This window comes from Nonomuraea endophytica (genome assembly GCF_014203235.1).
In the GTDB taxonomy this organism is placed as follows: Bacteria; Actinomycetota; Actinomycetes; order Streptosporangiales; family Streptosporangiaceae; genus Nonomuraea; species Nonomuraea endophytica.
Window position 1 is genome coordinate 371,252 of sequence record NZ_JACHIN010000005.1, and the last position, 22,543, is coordinate 393,794.

21 protein-coding genes and 1 pseudogene are annotated in these 22,543 nt (G+C 71.4%); 14 read left to right on the forward strand and 8 right to left on the reverse strand.

What is annotated here, in order from left to right; translation table 11 throughout:
• The first annotated feature begins 12 nt into the window (after positions 1 to 12).
• The 5 genes from HNR40_RS20625 to HNR40_RS20640 all read left to right on the forward strand — a co-directional run bounded on the left by HNR40_RS20625 (position 13) and on the right by HNR40_RS20640 (position 4,595).
• On the forward strand, positions 13 to 1,092 hold the full coding sequence (locus tag HNR40_RS20625) for a hypothetical protein (RefSeq protein WP_184963637.1): 1,080 nt from the start codon (positions 13 to 15) through the stop codon (positions 1,090 to 1,092).
• Between the two features lie 53 nt (positions 1,093 to 1,145).
• Positions 1,146 to 1,349, forward strand: a complete 204-nt coding sequence (locus tag HNR40_RS54765) for a hypothetical protein (RefSeq protein WP_246509280.1) — start codon at positions 1,146 to 1,148, stop codon at positions 1,347 to 1,349.
• Complete coding sequence (locus HNR40_RS20630) at positions 1,325 to 1,933, forward strand: class I SAM-dependent methyltransferase (protein ID WP_246509328.1); 609 nt, start codon at positions 1,325 to 1,327, stop codon at positions 1,931 to 1,933. Before HNR40_RS54765 ends, HNR40_RS20630 begins: the two co-directional genes overlap by 25 nt.
• A gap of 71 nt (positions 1,934 to 2,004) precedes the next feature.
• Positions 2,005 to 3,186: a S8 family peptidase gene (locus HNR40_RS20635; protein WP_184963639.1), complete on the forward strand. Its 1,182-nt coding sequence runs from the start codon at positions 2,005 to 2,007 to the stop codon at positions 3,184 to 3,186.
• A gap of 20 nt (positions 3,187 to 3,206) precedes the next feature.
• On the forward strand, positions 3,207 to 4,595 hold the full coding sequence (locus tag HNR40_RS20640) for a tetratricopeptide repeat protein (RefSeq protein WP_184963641.1): 1,389 nt from the start codon (positions 3,207 to 3,209) through the stop codon (positions 4,593 to 4,595).
• A 58-nt stretch (positions 4,596 to 4,653) separates the two neighbouring features.
• Here HNR40_RS20640 and HNR40_RS20645 read toward each other — a convergent pair whose 3' ends face one another.
• The 4 genes and pseudogenes from HNR40_RS20645 to HNR40_RS20660 form a co-directional block, all read right to left on the reverse strand.
• Positions 4,654 to 5,994, reverse strand: coding sequence for an alpha-L-fucosidase (locus tag HNR40_RS20645; protein WP_184963643.1), 1,341 nt, complete (start codon positions 5,992 to 5,994; stop codon positions 4,654 to 4,656).
• 11 nt (positions 5,995 to 6,005) lie between these two features.
• Positions 6,006 to 6,839, reverse strand: a complete 834-nt coding sequence (locus tag HNR40_RS20650; RefSeq protein WP_184963645.1) for a carbohydrate ABC transporter permease — start codon at positions 6,837 to 6,839, stop codon at positions 6,006 to 6,008.
• Positions 6,829 to 7,665 carry a carbohydrate ABC transporter permease gene (locus HNR40_RS20655; protein ID WP_221340615.1) on the reverse strand — a complete coding sequence of 279 codons (837 nt, stop codon included), beginning with the start codon at positions 7,663 to 7,665 and terminating at the stop codon, positions 6,829 to 6,831. Before HNR40_RS20655 ends, HNR40_RS20650 begins: the two co-directional genes overlap by 11 nt.
• A 290-nt stretch (positions 7,666 to 7,955) precedes the next feature.
• Positions 7,956 to 9,008 (reverse strand): annotated as a pseudogene (locus tag HNR40_RS20660) (ABC transporter substrate-binding protein); the annotation flags it as partial.
• On the opposite strand from HNR40_RS20660, the gene HNR40_RS20665 reads away from it, so the two are divergent.
• Positions 9,008 to 10,123 (forward strand): ROK family transcriptional regulator, encoded by a 1,116-nt coding sequence (locus HNR40_RS20665; RefSeq protein WP_184963649.1) that lies wholly within the window; start codon positions 9,008 to 9,010, stop codon positions 10,121 to 10,123. The pseudogene HNR40_RS20660 and the gene HNR40_RS20665 sit on opposite strands and share 1 nt — an antisense overlap.
• Before the next feature lie 44 nt (positions 10,124 to 10,167).
• Here the strand turns inward: HNR40_RS20665 and HNR40_RS20670 are convergent, their stop codons facing one another.
• A complete protein-coding gene (locus HNR40_RS20670) occupies positions 10,168 to 10,572 on the reverse strand; it encodes a hypothetical protein (protein ID WP_184963651.1) in 405 nt (134 codons plus the stop codon).
• Between the two features lie 337 nt (positions 10,573 to 10,909).
• On the opposite strand from HNR40_RS20670, the gene HNR40_RS20675 reads away from it, so the two are divergent.
• The 5 genes from HNR40_RS20675 (at position 10,910) to HNR40_RS20695 (ending at position 17,605) form a co-directional block, all read left to right on the forward strand.
• Positions 10,910 to 14,518: an nSTAND1 domain-containing NTPase gene (locus HNR40_RS20675; RefSeq protein WP_312896470.1), complete on the forward strand. Its 3,609-nt coding sequence runs from the start codon at positions 10,910 to 10,912 to the stop codon at positions 14,516 to 14,518.
• Between the two features lie 11 nt (positions 14,519 to 14,529).
• Complete coding sequence (locus HNR40_RS20680) at positions 14,530 to 15,345, forward strand: PIG-L family deacetylase (RefSeq protein ID WP_184963655.1); 816 nt, start codon at positions 14,530 to 14,532, stop codon at positions 15,343 to 15,345.
• Positions 15,345 to 15,887 carry an RNA 2'-phosphotransferase gene (locus tag HNR40_RS20685; protein WP_184963657.1) on the forward strand — a complete coding sequence of 181 codons (543 nt, stop codon included), beginning with the start codon at positions 15,345 to 15,347 and terminating at the stop codon, positions 15,885 to 15,887. The genes HNR40_RS20680 and HNR40_RS20685 overlap by 1 nt, the downstream gene beginning before the upstream one ends.
• 249 nt (positions 15,888 to 16,136) lie before the next feature.
• Entirely contained in the window at positions 16,137 to 16,823 is a 687-nt protein-coding gene (locus HNR40_RS20690; protein WP_184963659.1) for a hypothetical protein, read from the forward strand.
• Between the two features lie 17 nt (positions 16,824 to 16,840).
• A complete protein-coding gene (locus HNR40_RS20695; protein ID WP_184963661.1) occupies positions 16,841 to 17,605 on the forward strand; it encodes a hypothetical protein in 765 nt (254 codons plus the stop codon).
• Between the two features lie 101 nt (positions 17,606 to 17,706).
• On the opposite strand, the gene HNR40_RS20700 is transcribed toward HNR40_RS20695, so the two are convergent.
• Genes HNR40_RS20700 through HNR40_RS20710 form a run of 3 tightly spaced genes read right to left on the reverse strand, consistent with a single transcriptional unit; the run spans position 17,707 to position 19,731 of the window.
• Positions 17,707 to 18,522 carry an SDR family oxidoreductase gene (locus HNR40_RS20700; RefSeq protein WP_184963663.1) on the reverse strand — a complete coding sequence of 272 codons (816 nt, stop codon included), beginning with the start codon at positions 18,520 to 18,522 and terminating at the stop codon, positions 17,707 to 17,709.
• 9 nt (positions 18,523 to 18,531) lie between these two features.
• On the reverse strand, positions 18,532 to 18,837 hold the full coding sequence (locus tag HNR40_RS20705; protein ID WP_184963665.1) for a hypothetical protein: 306 nt from the start codon (positions 18,835 to 18,837) through the stop codon (positions 18,532 to 18,534).
• A gap of 21 nt (positions 18,838 to 18,858) precedes the next feature.
• Positions 18,859 to 19,731 (reverse strand): RNA polymerase sigma-70 factor, encoded by an 873-nt coding sequence (locus tag HNR40_RS20710; protein ID WP_184963667.1) that lies wholly within the window; start codon positions 19,729 to 19,731, stop codon positions 18,859 to 18,861.
• A gap of 168 nt (positions 19,732 to 19,899) precedes the next feature.
• On the opposite strand from HNR40_RS20710, the gene HNR40_RS20715 reads away from it, so the two are divergent.
• The 3 genes from HNR40_RS20715 (at position 19,900) to HNR40_RS20725 (ending at position 22,517) form a co-directional block, all read left to right on the forward strand.
• Positions 19,900 to 21,630 carry an L-aspartate oxidase gene (locus HNR40_RS20715; protein WP_184963669.1) on the forward strand — a complete coding sequence of 577 codons (1,731 nt, stop codon included), beginning with the start codon at positions 19,900 to 19,902 and terminating at the stop codon, positions 21,628 to 21,630.
• 99 nt (positions 21,631 to 21,729) lie between these two features.
• On the forward strand, positions 21,730 to 22,290 hold the full coding sequence (locus HNR40_RS20720; RefSeq protein ID WP_184963671.1) for an NAD-dependent epimerase/dehydratase family protein: 561 nt from the start codon (positions 21,730 to 21,732) through the stop codon (positions 22,288 to 22,290).
• Positions 22,291 to 22,298: 8 nt separating this feature from the next.
• Positions 22,299 to 22,517 carry a hypothetical protein gene (locus HNR40_RS20725; protein WP_184963673.1) on the forward strand — a complete coding sequence of 73 codons (219 nt, stop codon included), beginning with the start codon at positions 22,299 to 22,301 and terminating at the stop codon, positions 22,515 to 22,517.
• Positions 22,518 to 22,543: the final 26 nt, after the last annotated feature.

Genomic DNA, 22,543 nt, shown 5'->3' on the forward strand with positions numbered 1-22,543 from the left:
AAAGAGGCTTCTTTGTCACCTGATCATCACGGCTCACATCGCAAGCTGCTCTCCTCCCGAACCGCTCCCGCGCGTACGGGGCGGATCGACGCCATCGTCATCCCGACGGCGCGCCCGCCCGCCTTCCTCGACCACGCCGCCGACCTGGCCAAGCAGCTCGGCTGTCCCGTGGTCGCCCTGTGCAGCGGCCCCCGCACCGGCGCGGCCCTGGTACGGCGGCGCCTGCCCTGGGTGATCGCCGCCGACTTCCCAGGGCCGGAGCAGCTCCGGTTACCCGACTTCGCCACCTCCCGCGTGCTGCCCCACTCCTTCCAGCGCTCCGGCGACCTGGCGGCCAAGCGGAACGCGGGACTCTTGCTGGCCAGGATGATGGGCTGGCGCAACCTGGCCTTCCTCGACGACGACATCGTCGTCTCCTCCCCCGGCGACCTGCGCTCGGCCGCCGCCCTGCTGGACGAGCACGGCGCGGTGGCGCTGTCGGTCTCCGGCTACCCGGACAACTCGGTGGTCTGCCATGCCTACCGCGACGTCGGCGGCGACCAGGACACCTTCGTCGGCAGCGGCGCGCTGGTCGTGGACACCGCACAGGCGCGCTCCTTCTTTCCCGACGTGTACAACGAGGACTGGTTCTTCGTCCTCGAAGTGCCCCGGCTGGCGGTGACGGGCCGGATGTGGCAGGCGCCGTACGATCCTTACGAGAGCCCCGAGCGCGCCCGCGACGAGGAGTTCGGCGACGTGCTGGCCGAAGGCATCTTCTGGCTCCTGGACGACCGGCGCCCGGTGAGCGAGGCCGACCTGGAGCACTGGCGGACGTTCCTGCGCAGGCGCAGAAGCTTCATCGAACACATCCACGCCCGCCTGCCCGAGGCCGACCCGGCCAAGCGGACGCCGATGGAGGAGTCCCTGCGCGCCGCACTCGGCCGCCTGACCCGCATCACCCCGGAACTGTGCGTGCGCTACCTGGACGCCTGGCGCGACGACCTGCGGGTATGGCGCGACCACCTGGAAGACCTCCGCCCGGCCGGCTCAATGGAAGAGGCCCTCGCCTCCCTGGGCGTCACCAACCTGGTAACCGACCTCAGCACCCGCTGACCGGGCACGGAAAATCGGTTGTTCGCGCCGAGAGCCGCCACGCATGATCAGACATGGACGTCACACCTGAACTCCAGGCCTACTACGAGAGGGACAAGGAACATCTGAGGCTGCGTGCGGGCCGTGACCGGCTGGAGCTCTGGCGCACCCAGGACGTGCTGCGCCGCGTGTTGCCTCCGCCGCCCGCCCGGATCCTGGATGTGGGCGGCGGCCCGGGGTCCACGCCGAGTGGCTGTCGGCCGACGGCTACGAGGTGACGGTGATCGATCCGATCCCCTTGCACGTGGAACGGGCCGCCGCGCTGCCGGGTGTCACCGCGGTGGCCGGTGACGCGCGGCGGCTGCCGTACCCGGACGCCGTCATGGACGCGGTGCTGCTTCTCGGGCCGCTCTACCACCTGGGCGAGCGCGCGGACCGGGTGCGGGCGCTGCGCGAGGCCCGCCGCGTGGTACGGCCGGGCGGACCGGTGGCCGCCGCCACCATCAACCGCCACGCGGCCACACTCGGCACGATCTGTCTCGGCCACTACCTGCGTGAGCCGGAACGGCGGGCGGCTCGTTCCGCCGCGGCCGACGGCTTCATGCTCTCCCCGGGAGCGGGGTTCACCGCTTACTTCCACGATCCGGACGAGGTGCCCGGGGAGTTCGCCGACGCCGGTCTGCCCGATCCGGTCAGGTACGGGGTGGAAGGCGCCTTCTGGCTCTACGGCGACATGGACGACTGGCTCGACGACCCGTGGCGCCGCTCGCTCGTCCTCGACGCCCAGCGCTCGATGGAGACCGAGCCGACGCTGCTCGGCGTCTCCGGGCACATGCTCACCGTCGGCGTCGCCGATGGCTGAGTAGGGGCTACTCATGTCGTTCCTGTCGTGCTCGCGCAGGCTGTGCCCATACCTTCGGAAAGGCGGAAGTGATGGGCGACAGATACGTGGTGCTGCGCGACCTGACCCGGACGTTCACCGCGGGGCCGCTGGAGGCTCGGCGGACGGGTGGCGGGCCGGGGGAGCCGCATCTGGAGATGGTCGACCTCAGTAAGAGCGAGGCCCGGGCGCTGGCGGCCGAGCCGGGTGTGGCGGCGCTGGCGCCGTCGATGCCGATCGGGCTGCCGATCGACGTGGACGGGGACGAGCCGCCCGCGCCCACCGACGTCACGTGGGGTGTCGCGGCGGTCGGGGCGGCGGGGTCCGGCAGGACGGGCGAGGGGTCGCTGGTCGCGGTGCTGGACTCGGGCATCGACGCGGGGCACTCGGCGTTCGCGGGGATGGAGTTCGTGCAGAAGGACTTCACCGGTGACGGGAACGGCGACAAACGCGGCCACGGTACGCACGTCGCCGGCACCGTGTTCGGACGGCCGGTGGAGGGCATCAGGATCGGCGTCGCCCCGGGCATCAGGAAAGCACTCATCGGCAAGGTCATCAGGGACGCCGGGGGCGGCACCACGGACGCGCTGCTCGAAGCCATCCTGTGGGCCACGCAGCAGGGCGCGGACGTGATCACGATGTCGGTGTCGTTCGCGTTCACCAAGGCCGTCGAGGAGGACGTGGCCGAGGGGCTGCCGGTCTTCCTGGCCACGGCGCGGGCGCTGGAGGCCTACCGGGCCAACCTGCGGCTGTTCGACTCGCTGATGCGGATGCTGGCCGAGCGTTCCGCCGTGGACAAGGGCACGCTGGTCATCGCGGCCTCGGGCAACTCGAGCATGCGGGAGGTGAACCCGGCGTTCGAGGTGGGGGCGGAGCTGCCGTCGGCGGCCGACGGGGTGCTGGCCGTGGGCGCGTTGCAGAAGGTGGACGGCCTGCTGGACGTGACCCGGTTCTCCAACACCTTCGCCGACGTGTGCGCGCCGGGCAAGGACGTGTTCTCGGCACGGCTGGGCGGCGGGCTGTCGGCCAAGAACGGGACCAGCATGGCGGCTCCGCACGTGGCGGGGGTCGCGGCGCTGTGGTGGGAGGAGCTGCGCGACGCGCTGCCGCCCACCTCGGTCGTACGCGCCTCGATGGTCACCAACCGGCTGCTGGCCGCGGCCACCGGGTCGGGGTTCGTGCCGGACGCCGACCTCGCCGACATCGGCGCGGGCCTGGCACTCTGCCCACCGTAATACCCACTAGTTTAGGGGATATGACCACGGATCAGCATGGACTGGCGACCACGGGCTCCGGCGCGGCCGTCCGGCACTACGACCAGGCCGTCGACGCGCTGCTCCACTTCCAGATCGAGGTGGACGGGCACGCGGCGGCCGCCGTCGAGGCGGAGCCCGGGTTCGCGATGGGCAACGTGCTCCAGGCCTACCTCGGGCTGCTCACCACCGAGGCGGACGACGCCAGGGCGGCCCGCGAGCGCTTCGCCGCCTTCCGGGCGCGCGCCGACGAGAGCCGCCTGCTCCCCCGCGAGCGGGCGCACGTGGAGGCGGTGCAGGCCCTGCTGGACGGCGACTTCCGCACCTGCGGCACCCGGCTGCAGGCGATCACCGAGGCGCACCCGCGCGACGCGCTCGCCCTGGCCGCCGGTCATCAGGTCGACTTCTTCACCGGCGACGCCCGCTCGCTGCGCGACCGGATCGGCGGCGCGCTGACCGGCTGGTCGGAGGACGACCGGCACTACGGGCACGTGCTGGGCATGTACGCCTTCGGGCTGGAGGAGGCGGGCCACTACGACCGCTCGGAGGAGGTGGGCCTGCGCGCGGTCGAGCTCAACGCCCGCGACGTCTGGGGCATCCACGCGGTCGTGCACACCTACGAGATGCAGGGCCGCTTCGGCCAGGGCGTGCGCTACATGGACGCCAGGCTGGACGACTGGTCCACCGGCACGTTCTTCAACGTGCACAACTGGTGGCACTACTCCCTTTACACGCTCGAAGCCGGAGACACCGGGCGGGCCCTGGAGATCTACGACGCCGTGCTCGCCGGCGGCCAGGGCGTGATAGAGCTGCTGGACGCGGCGGCGCTGCTGTGGCGGCTCTACCTCGAAGGCGACATACGGCACGAGCGCTGGCAGGCCCTCGCCGACGCCTGGACACCCAAGGCCGGCGCGGCCTTCTACGCGTTCAACGACATGCACGCCGTCATGGCCTACACCGGCTCGGGCCGCCTGCGGGAGGCGGACAAGCTGATCGCCGACCGGCAGCACTACCTCGCCGAGCCGCGCCCGGGGGTCACCAACCAGGAGATGACCGCCCGGGTGGGCCTGCCGGTGTGCCGGGCGATCGTCGCCTTCGGCCGCGGCGCGTACGACACGGTGGTGGACCTGCTGTATCCGATCCGGCACCGGATCAACGAGTTCGGCGGCAGCCACGCGCAGCGCGACGCCGTGCAGAAGACCCTGCTGGAGGCGGCGCTGCGCGGCGGCCGCGGGGACGTGGCCAGGGTGCTGCTGAGCGAGCGCATCGGGGTGCGGCCGTGCAGCCCGTTCAACTGGCTCAAGCAGGGCGCGCTGGCCGAGCAGCTCGGCGAGCGCGCCGCCGCGACCGCCGCCCGTCTCAAGGCCGATCAGCTGGTACGGCAGGCCTGACGCCGGCCCGCCCCACGGCGACAACTGACGTCAGCCCGCCCCACGGCGACAACGGCGGCTAGGGCGTTCGCATGGTGAGGACGGCGGCCGGCAGCTCCCGCAAACCCCCGGGAATCTCGATATTTCCGGACGAGTCAATCTTGACCGGCCCGTCCCCCCACGACCCCGTGGCCCGCGCCGTCTCCACCAGATCCCCGGCCAAGGTCAGCACCCCGGCCCCCGGGTCCAGCACGATCACGTTGAGCGTGCCGTCCGGCCGCAGCGTGTAGCGCACCGGCTGACCGGCCGGCTCGGCGTGCCGTACCCAAGGACGGGTGCCGTAGACCGCGTCCCCGAAGGCCCGCAGCCACTCCCCCAGGTACCGCAGCCGCTCCACCTGGTCCCCCGGCAGCGACCCGTCGGCGTGCGGCCCGATGTTGAGCAGCAGGTTGCCGTTCTTGGCGACGGTGTCCACCAGCAGGTGCACCAGTTCCTCGCGCCCGAGCAGGTGGCGCTCGTCCTCGGCCCGGTTGTAGCCGAAGGACTGGCCGAGCCCGCGCGTCGCCTCCCACACCCACGGCGAGGTGCGCGACTCCGACTGGTACTCGCGGGTGCGGTAGCCGAGGTGCGCCACCCCCCACCGGTCGTTGACCACGCCGTCGGGCACCCGCGCGTAGTAGCGATCGAAAAGCTCGCTCAACCCGTACGGCCCGCCCGCCTTGGCCGAGTCCGGCCAGTCGATGTCGTTCCACAGCAGGTCGGGGGCGTGCCGGTCGACCAGTTCCGCCACCTGCTCGAAGGAGTGGCGGGCGAAGGCCTCGTCGTTGCGGCGCAGCGTGAACAGGTCGGTGAGCGAGCGGATCGGCGGGAAGTGCGAGACGTGCCAGTCGAGCGCGCCGGAGTAGTAGAAGCCGAACCGCAGCCCGGCCTCCCGCGCTTCCTCGGCCATGGCGGCCATGAGGTCGCGGCGCGGGCCGCGGCGGGCGCTGTTGAACGGGGTGGTGGCGGTGTCCCAGAGGCAGAAGCCGTCGTGGTGCTTGGCCGTGGGCACGACGTAGCGGGCGCCGCTCTCGGCGAACAGGCGCATCCATCCGGCCGGGTCGAACGCCTCGGCGGTCCAGACGTCGGCGAGGTCCTCGTAGGAGACGCCGACGCCGTACCTGCGCTCGTGGAAGTCCTGCGCGGGCGAGCCGGGGATGCGGACGGTGTTGGCGTACCACTCGGCATATTGGTGGTGGCTGTATTCGAGTTCCGCCGGCACGTTCTGCCCCGGCAGCCGGGGGCTGGCCCATCCGGGCACCGAGTAGAGGCCCCAGTGGACGAACACCCCGAACTTGGCGTCCCTGAACCACGCGGGGACCTCCCGCGACGGGTAGGTGACGCCCAGGTCGGGCCCGACGCGGCGGTCGAACTGCAGCAAGACCGATCCTTTCAGCGGCCGGCCAGGCCGGCGGTGGCGATGCCCTTGACCAGGTGCTTCTGCAGGGCGATGAGCAGCAGCAGGGTCGGCAGGATGGAGACGATGGAGGCGGCCATGACCAGGTGCCACTGGTTGCCGTTCTGCCCGAAGAACAGCTGCAGGCCGAGCGGGACGGTGCCCCGCGCGCTCACGTCGTTGATCATGATGAGCGGCCACAGGAAGCTGTTCCAGTAGTTGATGAAGGTGAAGACGGCGAGCACGCCGAGCGCGGGCCTGGCCATCGGCAGCATGATCTGGGTGAAGATGCGCAGCTCTCCGGCGCTGTCGATGCGGGCGGCCTCCTGCATCTCGCGCGGCACCGAGCGGAAGAACTGGCGCAGCAGGAACGTGCCGAACGCGGTGAACGCCCACGGGAAGATCAGCGCCTGGTAGGTGTCCACCCAGCCGAGCGACTGCATGAGGATGAACATGGGCACGACCAGCACTTCCTGCGGCACCATCAGCGTGGCCAGGAAGATCAGGAAGACGCCGTCGCGGCCGCGCCAGCGCAGCGCGGCGAAGGCGTAGGCCGACAGCGCCGAGGCGGTCAGCACCACGAGCGTGCCGACGCCGGCGACCAGCACCCCGTTGAGGATGTAGCGCTGGAAGGGCACGTAGGTGAAGACGTCGGCGAAGTTCTGCCAGCGGATCGAGGAGCCCACGAGCGAGCCGGGGTCGGAGAAGGTCTCCCCGGCGGGCTTCAGCGCGGTGGCGACGGCGAAGATCAGCGGGTAGAGGAAGGCCAGTGTGACCGCGGCCAGCAGAGCGTGCGAGACGGTGCTCTTCAGGGGGCTCTTAACTTTCATAGTGCACCCACCGCTTCTGGCCGAGGAACTGCACGAACGTGACGACCAGGATGATCGCGAACAGCACCCACGCCGCCGCGGCGGCCAGGCCCAGGTCACGCGACTGGAAGCCGGCCTGGTAGACGTTCATGACGAGGGTCTCGGTGGCGTTGCCGGGACCGCCGGCCGTGAGGATGTACGGCTGCGTGAACACCTGCAGCGCGGTGATCACCGTCATGGTGGTGGCGAAGAACAGCGCGGGCGAGATCAGCGGCAGCTGCACGCTCACCAGGCGGCGCAGGCCGGTGGCGCCGTCCAGCGAGGCGGCCTCCAGCACCGGCTTGGGCATCTCGTTGATCGCCGCCGAGAACACGATCATGTTGTAGCCGAAGCCCTGCCACACGCTCATCGCGACCACCGACAGCAGCGCCGTACGGCCGTCGGCCAGCAGGTTCGGCTCGGTGCCGACGAGCTGGAAGAGCAGCTTGAAGATGACCGCGTTGGCCACCATCGGGGTGATCGCCGGGATGAAGAACAGCACCCGCCACAGGTTCTGCCAGCGCGAGTTGCTGATCCAGAAGGCCAGGCCGAGCGCGAGCAGGATGTTCAGCGGCACGTACAGGCCGGTGAAGACGAACGTGTTGCGCAGCGCGGCCAGGAAGTCGGGGTCCTCGCCGAACAGGTAGCGGAAGTTGTCGAGCCCGATGAACTCGCTGCCGCCCAGCATCGGCCAGTTGAAGAAGCTCATGACCACGGCCATGCCGACGGGGAACAGCGTGAACAGCCCGAGGCCGAGCACGCTCGGGGTGGCGAACCCGAGCGCGCTCCACGTCTCGCGAGTCCTCACTGGCCGCGCGCTCCCTGCTGCTGGATGGTGGCCAGGGCGTCCTTGGGCGCCTGGGCCCCGGTGTAGACCTGCAGGAAGTACTGGGCCATGAGCTTGTTGACGTTGTCCCAGTTCTTGGTGGTGAACAGCGGGGTGCCGCCGGCCAGCCCCTCCCTGACCGCGCCCATGGCCGCCTTGACGTCGGCGGCCTTGCCGGCGTTCTGCTTGACCAGGAACTCCTCGTAGCCGGCCTGCTGCTCGGTGCGGGAGGGGAAGCCGCGCCCGACGCCGGCGAGGTAGGCCTGGGCGTCCTTGCCGGTCAGCGTCTCGACCACCTTGATCGCCTCGGCCTTGTAGGGGCAGCTCTTGGCCACGCCGAAGCCGGAGCCGGCGACGTAGGTCTTGGACCCGTTCGCCCCGGCGGGCAGCGGCGCGAGGCCGACGTCGAACTTGGCGTCCTTGATGTGGGAGCCGAGGTTCCAGGAGCCGTCCACGGCCATCATCGCGTTGCCGTTGACGAACTGCGTCTCACCCCAGCCGCCTTCGGCCGAGGAGGCGGGCACACTGCCGGACTTGCTCTTGGCCAGGCCCGCGTACCAGGTGAGGGCGTCGACCATCGGCTGGCTGTCCAGTTGCAGCTTGACGTCCTGGGTGACCGGCGCGGCCCCGTTGTAGGACAGCAGCAGCGACAGCGTGTGCAGGTCGGAGAACGACATGCCGAACCCGGCCTTGCCCCCGGTCGACAGGGTCTTCGCGGCCTTCTCGAAGTCGGCGACGGTCCAGCCCGCCTTCGGCTCGGGCAGCCCGGCCTTCGCGAAGGCGTCCTTGTTGTAGTAGACGAGCATCGAGGCCAGGTCGTACGGCAGGGCGAGCTGCTTTCCGCCCATCTTCAGCGCCTCCAGCGAGGCAGGGGCGAACCCCTCGGGGGCGGTCAGCGGCTCCAAGAGGTCGGCGTACGCGCCGAGGCGCAGGCTCTGCATGGAGACGATGCACGCCTGCTTGCCGGCGGCGAACTCGGTCTGGAGCTTGGTGAAGTAGTCGTTGAACGGCGCGGTGCGCAGCGCGATCTTGATCTTGGGGTTCTGCTGGGTGACGAGCTTGGCGAGGTGGTCCAGCTGGGCCTTCTCGTCCTCGCTGCCCGCCCACATCTCCCAGTCGAGGGTGACCGTGCCGTCGTCCTGCTTGGCGCCGCCCGCCGTACCAGATGCACCGCCACCGCCACAGGCGGTCGCTCCGAGGATGAGCGCGAGCCCCGCTGCCAGAAAGCCCTTCATGTGCGGTTTCCTTAATTTCGGCGACGAAATTATTATGGTCGTGGACCCTAGGCTTGGTCGGCCGAGGACGTCAAGGGGCAGGAGGAACATTGCGCGAAGATCTGGTCAGGGCGGAGATCCTGGCCATGCTCGGGCGGGAGCCGCTCAACCGCTCGGAGATCGCGGCCCGGCTTGGGCTCGGTGCGGCCACCGTCACCGAGCACACGCGGAGGCTCATCGACCTAGGCTACCTGCGAGAACTCGCTCCACAGGTGAGCGGGCGAGGCCGGCCGAGAGTGCCGCTGGAGGTGCTGCCCGACGCCGCGTACACGCTCGGCCTGCGCGTGCACCACACCCACGTCGTGGGGGTGCTCATGCGGCTCAACGGCAGCGAGGTACGCCGCTTCACCCAGCCCTTCGACCCGCGCGCCGAGCCCGTGGAGCAGCTGGCCAAGATGTGCCTGGAGGTGCTCGGCGAGCCGGGCACGGGCGAGCGCGTGCGCGGCGTCGGGCTCGCCGTGCCCGGCGTGATCGACCCCGCCAAGGGAGTGGTACGGCTCTCGCCGCACCTCGGCTGGTCGGACCTGGCCCTACGCCCGCGCCTGGCCGAGCTGCTGCCGGTGCCGGTGCTGATCGACAACGACACGCGTGCCAGCACCACGGCCGAGCTGCTGTTCGGCACCGGGCGCGACCACGACGACTTCCTCGTGCTGGCCGTCGGCGGGGGCGTCGGCATGGGCATCGTGCTCGGAAGGCGGGTGCACCGGGGACCGGACGGGGTGGCCGGGGAGTTCGGGCACGTGCCCGTCGACCCGCTCGGCCCGCCGTGCGTGTGCGGGCGGCGCGGCTGCGTGGAGACCTACGCCGCGGACTACGCGCTGGCCGCTCGGGCGGTGGAGCGGGGGCTGACCTCGCGGGCGGTGGCCGTGGACGAGCTGCACGCGCTCGCGCTGGCCGACACGCCCGGCATCCGCGACCTGATGGCCGAGGCGGGAGCCACGCTGGGCCGGGCGGCGGCCGGGATAGTGAACGTGCTGGCGGTGCGGGCCCTCACGGTCATCGGTGAGAGCCATGTGCTGTGGCCCTATCTGGAGCCGGGGTTCCGCCCCGCGGTGGAGGGCGGCGTCCTGTCGGGCCTGGAGATCTCGGTGCGGCCGTGGGACGACAGCGCCCACGCACTCGGCGCTGCCTGCCTGGTGCTCGCCGCCACGGTCGCCGCCCGCTGACCGCGTGGGGGCGGGGCCCCCTCCTGGACCCCCGCCCCCGGTCGCTAGATCCAGAGCGTGCCGGTGTTGTCGGTGCCGGCGTCCGTGCGCACGAAACCTACGTAGCCACCGCGACCGGTGGGCACGTTGTACCAGCGGTACCCCTTGAGCTCACCGGGGTTGATGTAGAAACCGCCCTCGTCCTGGTGGTTTCCATCAGGGCCCGTGTACGACAGGCCGTGCACCCACTGGCGGCCGACCCCGTCCCTGCGGTCGTACCAGACGGTGATCCACCGCTCCCCGGCGTTGATGTCGATGCACACCAGGCTCGGGCCCCAGCCGATGTTGTTGCACTTCGTGGGCAGCGCGGCGGCCGAGACCTCGGCCGCGCGGACGGGAGCCGCCTGGGCCGGGACGGCGAGCCCCAGCAGCGCGACGGAGGCGACGAGTGCCACCGCGAGTCTCTTCATGGTCATTTCCCCTCGTTTTCCGGGTTCGGTATTCCGGCTTTCGCGGACGCCTCCCTGTATAGGAGTAAAGGCGTTGTTCGGTCTCACGCGCTGGACACCGAACATCAACCGCTGAACAATGAACCCCGGCCGCCTATCGACAAGGGGGGCGACGATACCTCGCCAGGAACGCCCGCTGGGCCCGGCTGACGACGGGTTATCGCGGTTCGCGGCGGACCTGAGGAAACTCAGGGAAAAGGCCGGGACGCCGTCGTACCGGGAACTCGCCAAACGCGCGCATTATTCGGCCAGCACCCTTTCTGAGGCGGCCGGGGGCCGTAAACTTCCGAGTTTGTCGGTGACGTTGGCTTATGTCGCCTCATGTGGCGGGGACCTTCAGGAGTGGCGGGCCCGATGGTACGGGCTGGCCGACGAGCTGGCCCCGGAGGAGCCGGTCGACGAGGCGGCGGCGCCGTACCTCGGACTGGCGGCCTTCAGGCAGCAGGACGCCGAGCGCTTCCACGGCCGGGAGCGGCTCGTGGAGCGGGTGCGGACGATGGTGTCGGAGCGGCGGTTCGTCGCGGTGCTGGGGGCGTCGGGCTCGGGGAAGTCGTCGCTGCTGCGCGCGGGGCTGCTGCCCGCGCTCGCGGGGCGGCCCTCGCTGGTGCTGACCCCGGGCGCCCATCCGCTGCGCGAGTACGCGACGGGTCTGGGCGCGATGCTCGGCGTCGCGCCAGGAGGGCTGCTCAGGGAGCTGACCGAACGGCCCGCCGACCTCGGCCTGCTGACCAGGCAGGTCGTGGCCAAAGAGGGTTCGGAGCAGGACTTCGTGCTGGTCGCCGACCAGTTCGAGGAGGTGTTCACGCTGTGCCAGGACGCCGCGGAGCGGGCCGCCTTCATCGCGGCGCTGGTGGCCGCGGCCGGCGATCCCGGCAACCGCACCCGCGTCGTCATCGGCGTGCGCACCGACTTCTACCACCACTGCGCCCAGCACCCCGGCCTGGCCGAGGTCCTGCAGGACGCGCAGGTGCTCGTCGGCCCGATGACCGCGGAAGAGCTTCACCTGGCGATCACGCAACCGGCCGTCGACCTGGGCTACCGGGTCGAGACCGCGCTGGTCTCCCGGCTGGTCGCCGACGCCACCGGCCAGGCGGGCGTGCTGCCGCTGCTGTCCCACACGCTGCTGGAGACCTGGCGGCGGCGGCGCGGCAACACGGTCAGCCTGACCGGGTACGAGGCCACCGGCGGCATCGAACGCGCCGTCGCCCAGAGCTCGGAGGCGGTCTACAACGCGCTCGGCGCGGACGGGCAGGCACTGGTCCGGCAGATCTTCCTCCGGCTGACCGCGCTCGGCGAGGGCACCGAGGACACCAGACGCCGCATCTCCCGCGGCGAACTCGACCATCCGCAGGCCGCCGAGGTGCTCGAAGCGCTGGCCCGCGCCCGGCTCATCACCCTGCACGGCGACGCCGTGGAGATCGCGCACGAAGCGCTGATCAGGTCCTGGCCGCGCCTGCGCGCCTGGCTGGCCGATGACCGCGACGGCCTGCGCGTCCACCGCCAGATCACCGAGGCGGCCGAGGCGTGGGAGGAGGAGAGCAGGGACCACGCCGCGCTGCACCGCGGCACCCGCCTGGCCGTCGCCCTGGAGTGGGCGGCCGCCCACCGTCCGCTCCTGTCGCCGAGGGAACGCGACTTCCTGGCCGCCAGCGCCACCGCGGCGGCCGAGGACCAGGCCGCGGCCCGGCGGCGGGCCCGGCGGCTGCGGCGGCTCACGGCGCTGCTGGCCGTCCTGGTGATGCTGACCACGGCCACCATGATCTACGCCGTCCGCTCCGAGCAGGCCGCCACCCGCCAGCGCGACCTGGCCCTGTCGCAGAAGGTCGCCGGCGAGGCCGACCGGCTCCGCCAGACCGACCCTGCGTTGTCCGCGCAGCTCAGCCTGGCCGCCTACCGCCTGTCGCCCACCGAGGACGCGCGCAACAGCCTGCTGCGCGTCTTCGCCACCCCGTACGCCACCCGGCTGACCGGCCACAGTGACCGGGTCAACTCGGTCGCGGTGAGCCCGGACGGCCACACGCTGATCAGCGCGAGCCGCGACCGGACCGCGCAGCTCTGGGACATCACCCATCCGCACCGGCCGCGCCGGCTGGCGGTGCTGACCGGGCACCGCGGCAACGTCAACGCCGCCGCCTTCAGCCCCGACGGCCGGCTGGCCGCCACGGCGAGCTGGGACCACACGGTGCGGCTGTGGCACCTTTCCGATCCCGGGCGGCCGCCGGCCGTACTGCCGCACGACGCCAACGTGAACGCGGTCGCCTTCAGCCCCGACGGCAGGCTGCTGGCCACGGCGAGCGACGACCGCATCGCCCGGGTGTGGGACGTCGCCGGGCTGCGGGTCGCGGCGAGCCTGCGGGGTCACCGCGCCGCCGTGGTGTCGGTGGCGTTCAGTCCCGACGGGCGCACGCTGGCCACCGGCTGCTTCGACCACACCGCCCGGCTGTGGGATCTGGCCGGCCCCGGCCGGCCGGTCTCCCTGCGTGGGCACATCGGCCCTGTGGCCTGGGTGGCGTACCGGCCGGACGGCCACCTGCTCGCCACGGCCGGCAACGACGGCGACGTCCGCCTCTGGCAGGTCGACGGGACCCGCGCGCGGGCGCGGGGGCTCGTCGGCGAGCACGAGGACATCGTGCGCTCGGTCGCCTTCAGCACCGACGGCCGCACGCTCGTCAGCGCCGGGCACGACGACGCCGTGCGCCTGACCGACGTCGCCGACCCGGACCGGCCCCGGGCACTGACCACGTTCACCGGCCACACCGGCAACGCGGTCTCGGCCGTGTTCGCCCCCGGCGGGCGCACGCTGGCCTCGGCCAGCGACGACTACACCGTCCGGCTCTGGGACCTGCCCTATCCCGCGCTGACCGGGCACACCGGCGGCGTCTACTGGCTGGCGTTCAGCCCCGGCGGCCGCACGCTCGCGACCGTCGGGGAGGACCGCGCGCTGCACCTGTGGGACGTCGCCGAGCCCGGCCGCACCCGGCAGCGCGCCGTCCTGACCGGCCACGACGCGGCCGTCTGGGGCGTGACGTTCAGCCCCGACGGCGCCACAGCGGCCACCGCCGCCTACGACCGCACCGTCCGGCTCTGGGACGTCGCCGCCGCCCGCCCCGGCCCGCTCGCGACGCTCACCGGCCACACCGCCAACGTCAACGCCGTCGCCTTCTCCCCCGACGGCGCCACCCTGGCCAGCGCGAGCCTGGACACCACCGTGCGGTTCACCGACGTGCGCGACCCCCGCCGGCCCCGCCACTCGGGCGGCTTCACGGCCGACGCCGAAGGCGTCAACACGCTCGCCTTCAGCCCCGATGGCCGCACCCTGGCCACCGCCGGCTGGGACCACGACGCCCGGCTGTGGAACGTCACCGACCTGAGCCGCCCCATCCCCCTGTCCACGCTGACCGGCCACGCCGACGGCATCAACTCCCTCGCCTTCAGCCCCGACGGCCGCACGCTGGCCACCGCGAGCTTCGACCGCACCGCCCGCCTCTGGGACGTCACCGACCCCGCGCACGCCCACGCGCTGGCCACGCTCAACGGTCACACCGGCAGCGTCTCCATGGTCGCCTTCAGCCCGGACGGCCGCCGGCTGGCCACGACGGGCAACGACCGCTCGCTGCGTCTGTGGGACCTGGCCGACCGCCGCCGCCCCGTGGAGATGGCCGCGCTCGGCGCGCACGCCGACGGGGTCTCCTCCGTCGCGTTCGGTCCCGACGGCCACACCGTGGCGACCGGCAGTCACGACCGCACGGCGCTGGTCTGGGAGACCGCCACGGTACGGCTGGCCGCCCGGTTGTGCGAGGCCGCCTTCCCCCGGATCACCGAGGCGGAATGGGCCACGCACTTCCCCGGCCTGCCGTACCGGCCGCCGTGCGAGACCCGGACGGGATTTGTCGGGCTCGCCGAGTAGGCTCCACCTTCATGGACCAACTGACGCTGATGGCCGTGCACGCCCACCCCGACGACGAGGTCCTGAGCACCGGTGGCATTCTCGCGCGCTATGCCGACGAGGGCATCCGCACCGTCCTCGTGACCTGCACCAACGGGGAGCAGGGCGACGGCGTGGGCGGGGTGAAGCCGGGTCAGGAAGGCCATGACGCCGCCGCCGTGGCCCAGCAGCGGCTGGCCGAGCTGCGCGAGTCGGCCGGGCACCTGGGCATCACCCACGTGGAGCTGCTCGGCTACCAGGACTCCGGCATGGACGGCTGGGACGCCAACCATGACGCCTCCTCCTTCGCCAACGTGCCGGTCGAGGAGGCCGCCGCCAAGCTGAGCGCCCTGATCGAGCGCTACCGCCCGCAGGTCGTCGTCACCTACGACGAAAACGGCGGCTACGGCCACCCCGACCACATCCAGGCCCACCGCGTCGCGCTCGCCGCGGCGAAGAGCACGGGCATCCCGGCGAAGTTCTACTACACCGCCATCCCCCGCGCGCGGATGCGCGAGATGTTCGAGCAGATGAAGGCCGCAGGCGTCGACTTCGGCGAGGACTTCGACCCCGACGCCGACTTCGGCACCCCCGACGAGCTCATCACCTCCGTCGTGGACGTCTCCGCGATGATAGAGCGCAAGCTCAAGGCGCTGCGCGCGCACGCCAGCCAGGGCGACAGCATCTTCGTCCTGCAGATGCCCGACGAGGCACAGAAGATGGTCTTCTCCCACGAGGCCTTCATCCGCGTCAGCTCCACGGTCGAGGCCCCCGACCACGAGGACGACCTGTTCGCCGGACTGCGCTGATGGACGAGCGGCGGCTGGTGCGTGTCTCGAAGTACCAGTCCAAGCACCTGCGGCACGAGCCCGGCCGGATCGGCCTGGAGCTCGACCCCAACGGCTGGACGGACATCGGCACGTTCCTGGCCGCCGCCACTGCCCACGGCTTCCCGATCACCGGGGATGAGCTCGACGCGGCCGTCGCCCAGAACGACAAGCGCCGCTTCACCGTCGATGACGGCCGCATCCGCGCCAACCAGGGCCACTCGATCCCCGTCGACCTGGACCTGCCGGTCGCGACGCCGCCCGAGATCCTGTTCCACGGCACGGTGGCCCGGGTGCTGCCGGCCATCAGGGCCGAGGGCCTGCGCCCGATGAACCGTCACCACGTGCACCTCTCCCCCGACCGCGAGACCGCCCGGCGCGTGGGCGCCCGCCGCGGCCGCCCGGTCATCCTCGTCGTCGACTCCGCCGCCATGCACGCCTCCGGTCATGACTTCCACCTGACCGCCAACGGTGTCTGGCTCGCCGCGACCGTGCCGCCGGTGTACATCCGCTTCCCGGACTGACCTGGCCAAGAGCGCCAATCCCTCGAAATATCAGGACTTGTCGCCGTTTTCTGACATCTTGACAGATCTGATCACTGAGTGATCAGATCTCTTCGAGCCCAGAACTTATGTCGGTTTAGCACCGGGCTCACCAAGATCACCTCACTGACGGAGTCCGCGACGGCGCGCCCTTCCCCGCGGACTCCGCCAGCAGGCCGGCCTGCGCCAAGAGCTCGTTCGCACCGTTACCCGCATGGAAGGAACGCTGCCTTGCTCCACACGTACGCCAAGCACGCCGCGACCCTCGGCAGATCGGCCCCGGCGCGCATCGTCGCCGTGCTGATCGGCGTGGTCGCCGTGCTGGCCCCGCTGCAGGCCTCCGCCGCCGCCCCCGGCTACGACGGCATCTACCCCAACGACAGATACCGCCCCACCTGCGCCGACCTCGGCGGCGAGCCGACCGGCTCGGCCACCGTCTGCCTCACCGACAACAGCACGCTCACGTACTACGCCGACTCCTCCGGGTGGGGCAAGGTCGAGGACCTCGACAAGCTGGAACTCGGCGAGATGCTCTACCAGCAGTACGACCCCACCAACCTCAGCGTCTCCTACGACTACAGCCCCGTCTTCGACGGCGAGGCGGAGACCGACATCGTCTACCAGGAAGACAGCCGGGGCCTCGACGGCGCCATCGGCGTGGCGTGGTGCAACGACCGCGTCAACGGCAACAACTGGCGCTGCGACCAGACCTACGTCCGCATCGCGGGCAACGGCTATTACCAGAAGCACGGGGTCACCTGCCACGAGACCGGCCACGTGGTGGGGCTCCTGCACGGATTCAACACCGACCCCGAGATCCACTACCAGGACAGCCGCCTCGGGTGCATGCAGACGGGCAGGATCCCCCCGGGCTCGCTCGGGGCCAACAACAAGTACTTCATCAACGAGGTCTACTAGCCCGCTGGAGGAGCTCCATGAACCGCACTTCCACGATCTCCCTCTCGGCGCTGGCGGGCGCGGCGGTCCTGGCCACCGGCGTCCTCATGATGAACGGCGGCGCCGCCGCGAACCCTTCGGCCGGCCCCCGTGACGCCATCGTCATGGGCCACGGCCTGGAGGTCGTCGACAGCCAGACCGCCGACCACTGGGTGTCCGGCGCCCAGCACGTCGTCACCTACACCGTGACCGGCGAGACCGAGCAACCACCGCAGGACAGCGAGATCGAACGGCGGGAAGGCCTCACCTACCGCACCGTTCACGCCCGCATCGACAAGGTCCTGTGGTCCGGGGACGGCGCGCTCAAGCCGCCCGCGGGGGCCTGGGACTTCCGGACGTACGGCTCGGCCTTCAACGACAACGACGGCGCCGGGACGGCCAAGTTCGCGCTGGAGGGCCGGCCTCGGGTCGAGGCCGGGCACACCTACATCGCGGCCCTGCGCTGGCGTGACGATCCCTGCTCGGACGACCCCGCCAAGGGGACCTGGGGCAGCCTCGGCTCGGGGGCGATCCTGCCGTACGACGGGGAGGTCATCGGTCAAGGGGAGTACGAGGGGCGGGTGCGCACCGCCGTACAGAACAAGGCGCTCATGACCGGGGAGAGCCCCGACGGGGCGCTCGCCGGGAAGCTGGCCGGACAGAAGGTGGAGTCCCTGCTGGACGCGCTCAAGCGGGCCAAGCCGATCCAGGGGTTCGGCGCCGACCTGGCGGAGACGTGCGACCCCGAGGACGCCGCCGGATAACACGACACCAGGCGGCGCACGTCCGGACGTGCGCCGCCACCGGCCTCACCCCAAGGCAGCGCACGTCCGCAGCGCGTGCGCGGCCTTGGGCTGTTTGAGGGTCACGTCATGAACTCGCGGGCGCCGCGCAGCCGGGTCCGCAGCCGTGCCTGGGTGACCCGGCAGTCCAGCCGCACGTCGAGGGGCCCGCGCAGGTCCGTGGCCGCTCGGGTGCCGCTCGGCAGGCGGGCGGGGTCGAGCCCGTCCCGGCGCGCGATCAGGCATCCCAGCTCGTACCGGCTCACCGCGTCCGCACCGGCGACGTGGTGGACCCCCGCCCCGTCCGGACCCGTGAGCTCCAGGAGCGCGGCGGCGAGATCGGCGACGTGCACGGGGCAGCGCACGTCGTCGGTGAACAACACGCCCTCCCGCCCCGCCGCCAGCGCGTGGGCGAACGCCTCGTGCGACGAACCGCCGTCCCCGACGATCAGCGAGGTCCGCACGATCGCCGCCGCGGGGACCATCGCCCGCACGGCCACCTCAGCCGCCGCCTTCGCCGCGCCGTAGGGGCTGATCGGGTCAGGGACGCTCGTTTCCGCATAGACGACCGCCTGACCGGAGAAGACGGCATCGCTGGACACGTGGACCAGACGCCCGCCGCTCTCGGACACCGCCCCGGCCACATGAGCGGCGCCCACCGCCGTCGTCACCCAGTCAGAGGGCCGGTAGGCCGCGTTGACCACCACGTCAGGGCCGAACTCGGCGATCCGGGCGGCGACAGCGGCGCGGTCGCGGACGTCGAGCCTCAGCCACTCGGCTCCCCGCGCCTGACCCGGGCGGGTCAGAAAGGTGGCGGCCACCTGATGGCCGTCGGCCGCGGCCCGCCGGGCGAGCTCACTGCCCAGGAAGCCGCTGCCGCCGACGACGATGACTCTCATGGCCGCGCCTCACATGTGCCGTGAGACTTCGTCCACCGCGGCAAGCCCCTTGACCGCCGCGGCGATCGGGGCGAGGTCCGCCGGATCATCCAGAACCAGGTGAAGCATCACCATGAGACCCCCGGATGTCGGCCACGGCCCCCGGGGCGGGGGCAGCGGCGCGACCGCGCGCTCCACCTCGCCGGTCCGCGAGCTCATGCCGCCCGGATCATCGGTGCGCGCGGCCGCCTCGCCCCGCGTCGTCACATCCGCCGCGGCCACACCACCGGTCAGCAGCGCGGCCGTCAACACGACGGACACCCACCTGCGCCTCATGATCCCGATTATGGATGATCCCTATGCCTTCGGCGCCACGCCGGCGAGCTTGGCGGGGTTCATCATCCACAGGATCTGGTCGATGCCGTCCGGTGAGGCGTTGATCGTGAGGACCGTGAAGACCTGGCCGTCGCGGATCAGCAGGGCCGAGGTCTGGCCGTTCGTGTTCGCCCATGCCACCTCCACCCCCACCCAGAAGTGGCCGGCGAACGCCTTGACGTACTTCGCCACCCGCACCGAGCCCGCCACCGGAAACCGGGACGCGCGCACGGCCCCGCCCCCGTCGGAGTAGCTGATCGCATCGGCCGCCAGCAGCTCTTCCAGCGCCTCCAGTTCCCCGGAGCGGGCGGCGGTGACGAAGGCCGCCAGCAGTCTGCGCTGTTCGGCGCCGGTGACGGCGGCCCGCCGCTCGGCCCGCAGGTGTTTTCTGGCCCGGCTGACGTGCTGGCGGACCGCCGGTTCGCTGACCTCGATGATCTCGGCTATCTGCCGGTACGGGTAGTCGAACGCCTCGCGCAGCACATAGGCGGCGCGTTCGAGCGGCGAGAGCCGTTCCAGAAGCAACAGGACCGCGAACTCCAGAGCCTCGCCCCGCTCCGCGCCCAGGTAGGGGTCGGCGGTGGTGTCGACGGGTTCGGGCAGCCAGGGGCCGAGGTAAGTCTCGCGGCGTACGCGGGCCGACTGGGAGGCGTTGATCGCCAGCCTCGTGGTGATCGTCGCCAGGAACCCGGTGGGGCTCTCCACCGTCGTGCGGTCGTAGGCCTGCCAGCGCAGCCAGACGTCCTGCACCAGGTCCTCCGCCTCGGTGACGCTGGACAGCATCCGGTAGGCGATCCCGAAAAGGCGCGACCGCACGCCCTCGAAGACCGCCACGGCTTCGTCGAGATCCTCCACTTTTCGCCCCCTGCCTTGGCACCGGTGCCGGTGGCCCCGCCGCAGGCTAACACTCCCCCAGCGACGGCCGAGTGTGACCGCTCTCACCAGTGTCGACGTCACAAATCACGCCACCGTCAAGTCATTAGATTAGGAACTGTTCTTCGCAGATGCGGTTAAAGGAGCGCCATGTACTCGCCAGAGAACCGGATCGCCACCTCAGTCCTGGTCATCGGCACGGGAGGGGCCGGATTGCGGGCCGCGATCGAGCTCGCCGAGCGCGGCGTCAGCGTGGTGGCGGTGGGCAAACGGCCGAAGGCGGACGCGCACACCTCGCTCGCGGCCGGCGGCATCAACGCGGCGCTGGCCACGATGGACCCCGAGGACAGCTGGCAGCAGCACGCCGCCGACACCCTCAAGGAGAGTTATCTCCTCGCCAACCCGCACACCGTTCAGATCGTCACCGAAGGGGCCGCGCGGGGCATCGAAGATCTTCAGCGGTACGGCATGCCATTCGCCCGTGAGCAGGACGGCCGGATCTCGCAGCGGTTCTTCGGCGCCCACACCTTCCGGCGCACCGCCTACGCCGGCGACTACACCGGGCTGGAGATCCAGCGCACGTTGATCAACCGGGCGGCCCAGCTCGACATCCCCATTCTCGACACCGCCTACATCACCAAAATCCTGGTAAAGGACAACGCCGTCTTCGGCGCGTACGGCTTCGACCTGAACGACGGCCGCCGCTACGTCATCCACGCCGACGCGGTCATCCTGGCGGCCGGCGGCCACACCCGCATCTGGCGGCGCACCTCCTCGCGCCGCGACGAGAACACCGGCGACTCCTTCCGCCTGGCCAGCCTCGCCGGGTGCCGGATCCGCGATCCCGAACTGGTGCAGTTCCACCCGTCCGGGCTCATCGCCCCCGAGAACGCCGCCGGCACGCTCGTCTCCGAAGCCGCCCGCGGCGAAGGCGGCATCCTGCGCAACCAGCTCGGTGAGCGCTTCATGTCACACTACGACCCGGAGCGCATGGAACTGTCGACACGTGACCGGATCGCGCTGGCCGCGTACACCGAGATCAAGGAAGGACGCGGCACGCCGGACGGCGGCGTCTGGCTCGACGTGTCGCACCTCCCCCGACAGACGATCATGGAACGGCTGCCGCGCGTCTACCAGACGCTCATGGAACTGCAGATGCTCGACATCACCACGGATCCGATCGAGATCGCGCCCACCGCGCACTACTCGATGGGCGGCGTCTGGGTGCGGCCCGAGGACCACGGCACCGGGGTCGACGGCCTGTACGCGATCGGCGAGGCAGCCAGCGGGCTGCACGGCGCCAACCGCCTGGGCGGCAACTCGCTCATCGAGCTGCTCGTCTTCGGCCGCATCGTCGGCCAGGAGGCGGCCGCGTACTCAGCCGGTCTGGACGCCCAGCGCCGTTCGGCCGAGGCGCTCGACGAAGCGCGGGCCGAGGTGGACGAACTCCTCGCCGCCGACGGACCCGAGAACGTGCGGGCCCTGCAGCGCGCCCTGCGCAACATCATGACCGAGCACGCCGGCGTGGTCCGCGACGAGGCCGGGCTGCTGAAGGGCCTGGCCGAACTCGCCACGCTGGAGGCGCGCATCGGCCAGGTCGGCGTGCACCCGGACATCGCCGGCTTCCAGGATCTGGCCCACGCCTTCGACCTGAAGTCCGCGGCCCTGTCCGCCCGCGCGACGATGGAGACCGCGCTCGAACGCCGCGAGACCCGCGGCTGCCACAACCGCTCCGACTACCCCGAGCTCGACCCCGCCCTGCAGGTCAATCTCGTGTGGTCCGGCCCTGGATCAGTGGAAAGGGAGACCATCCCGGCGATTCCCACCGAGATCGCCGGGCTCATGCGCGAGGTCTCCAGCGAGGGCAAGCTCGTCGAATAGAACAAGTTTCTTCGCCGCGGCTGTCACAACGCCGGAGGCTGCCCGGTCTTAGCTGGCGACCGGGGCAACGGGCGCCTCCGGCGTACAGGAAGGCGTGCCATGAAGATCGTGGTGATCGGCGGGACCGGGCTCATCGGGTCCGAGGTCGTGACGAAGCTGACGGAGCACGGCCACGAGGCGGTGGCGGCGTCGCCGAACACCGGGGTCAACACGCTCACCGGGGAAGGGCTGGCCGAGGTGCTGGCCGGTGCGCAGGTGGTGGTCGACGTGTCGAACTCGCCGTCGTTCGAGCGGGCCGCGGTGATGGAGTTCTTCGAGTTCGCCCGCAGCATCGCCGACGCCGCCACGGTGGACGGAACCGTGCACGTGGCGCCGGTACGGTTCCAGCCGATCGCCGGCGACGAGGTGGCCCAGGCGGTGAGCCGGGCGACGGCCGGGACGCCGTTGAACGGCCGGGTGAAGGTGGCCGGGCCCGAACAGTCCCCGATGGATGAGTTCTTCCGCGAGGCCTTGACCGCCTGGGGCGACTCACGCGAAGTCGTCACCGACCCGCAGGCGCAGTACTTCGGCAGCGTGCCCGGCGAGCGCACGCTCGTCCCCGGCGACGGCGCCACCCTCGGCCGGATCCGCTACCGCGACTGGCTCGCGGCCCAGGGCTAGGAGACGACATGCGCGGCGAGGACGAGTTCTTGCACGAACTTGAGAGCGAGGTCGAGGTCGAACTGACCGCGACCGTGGCCAGCCGTCCGGAGGAGGAGTACGCGCTGCCGATCACCGAGTGGCTGTTCGACCCCACGGACGTCGAGCGTGAGCAGATCGGGCTGCGCGGCGTGCTCGACGCGATCGACGTGCTGGAGCACGAGGAACGGCCGGACGGCATCGCCTGACACCCCGCGACCCCGTCCTTCCTCAG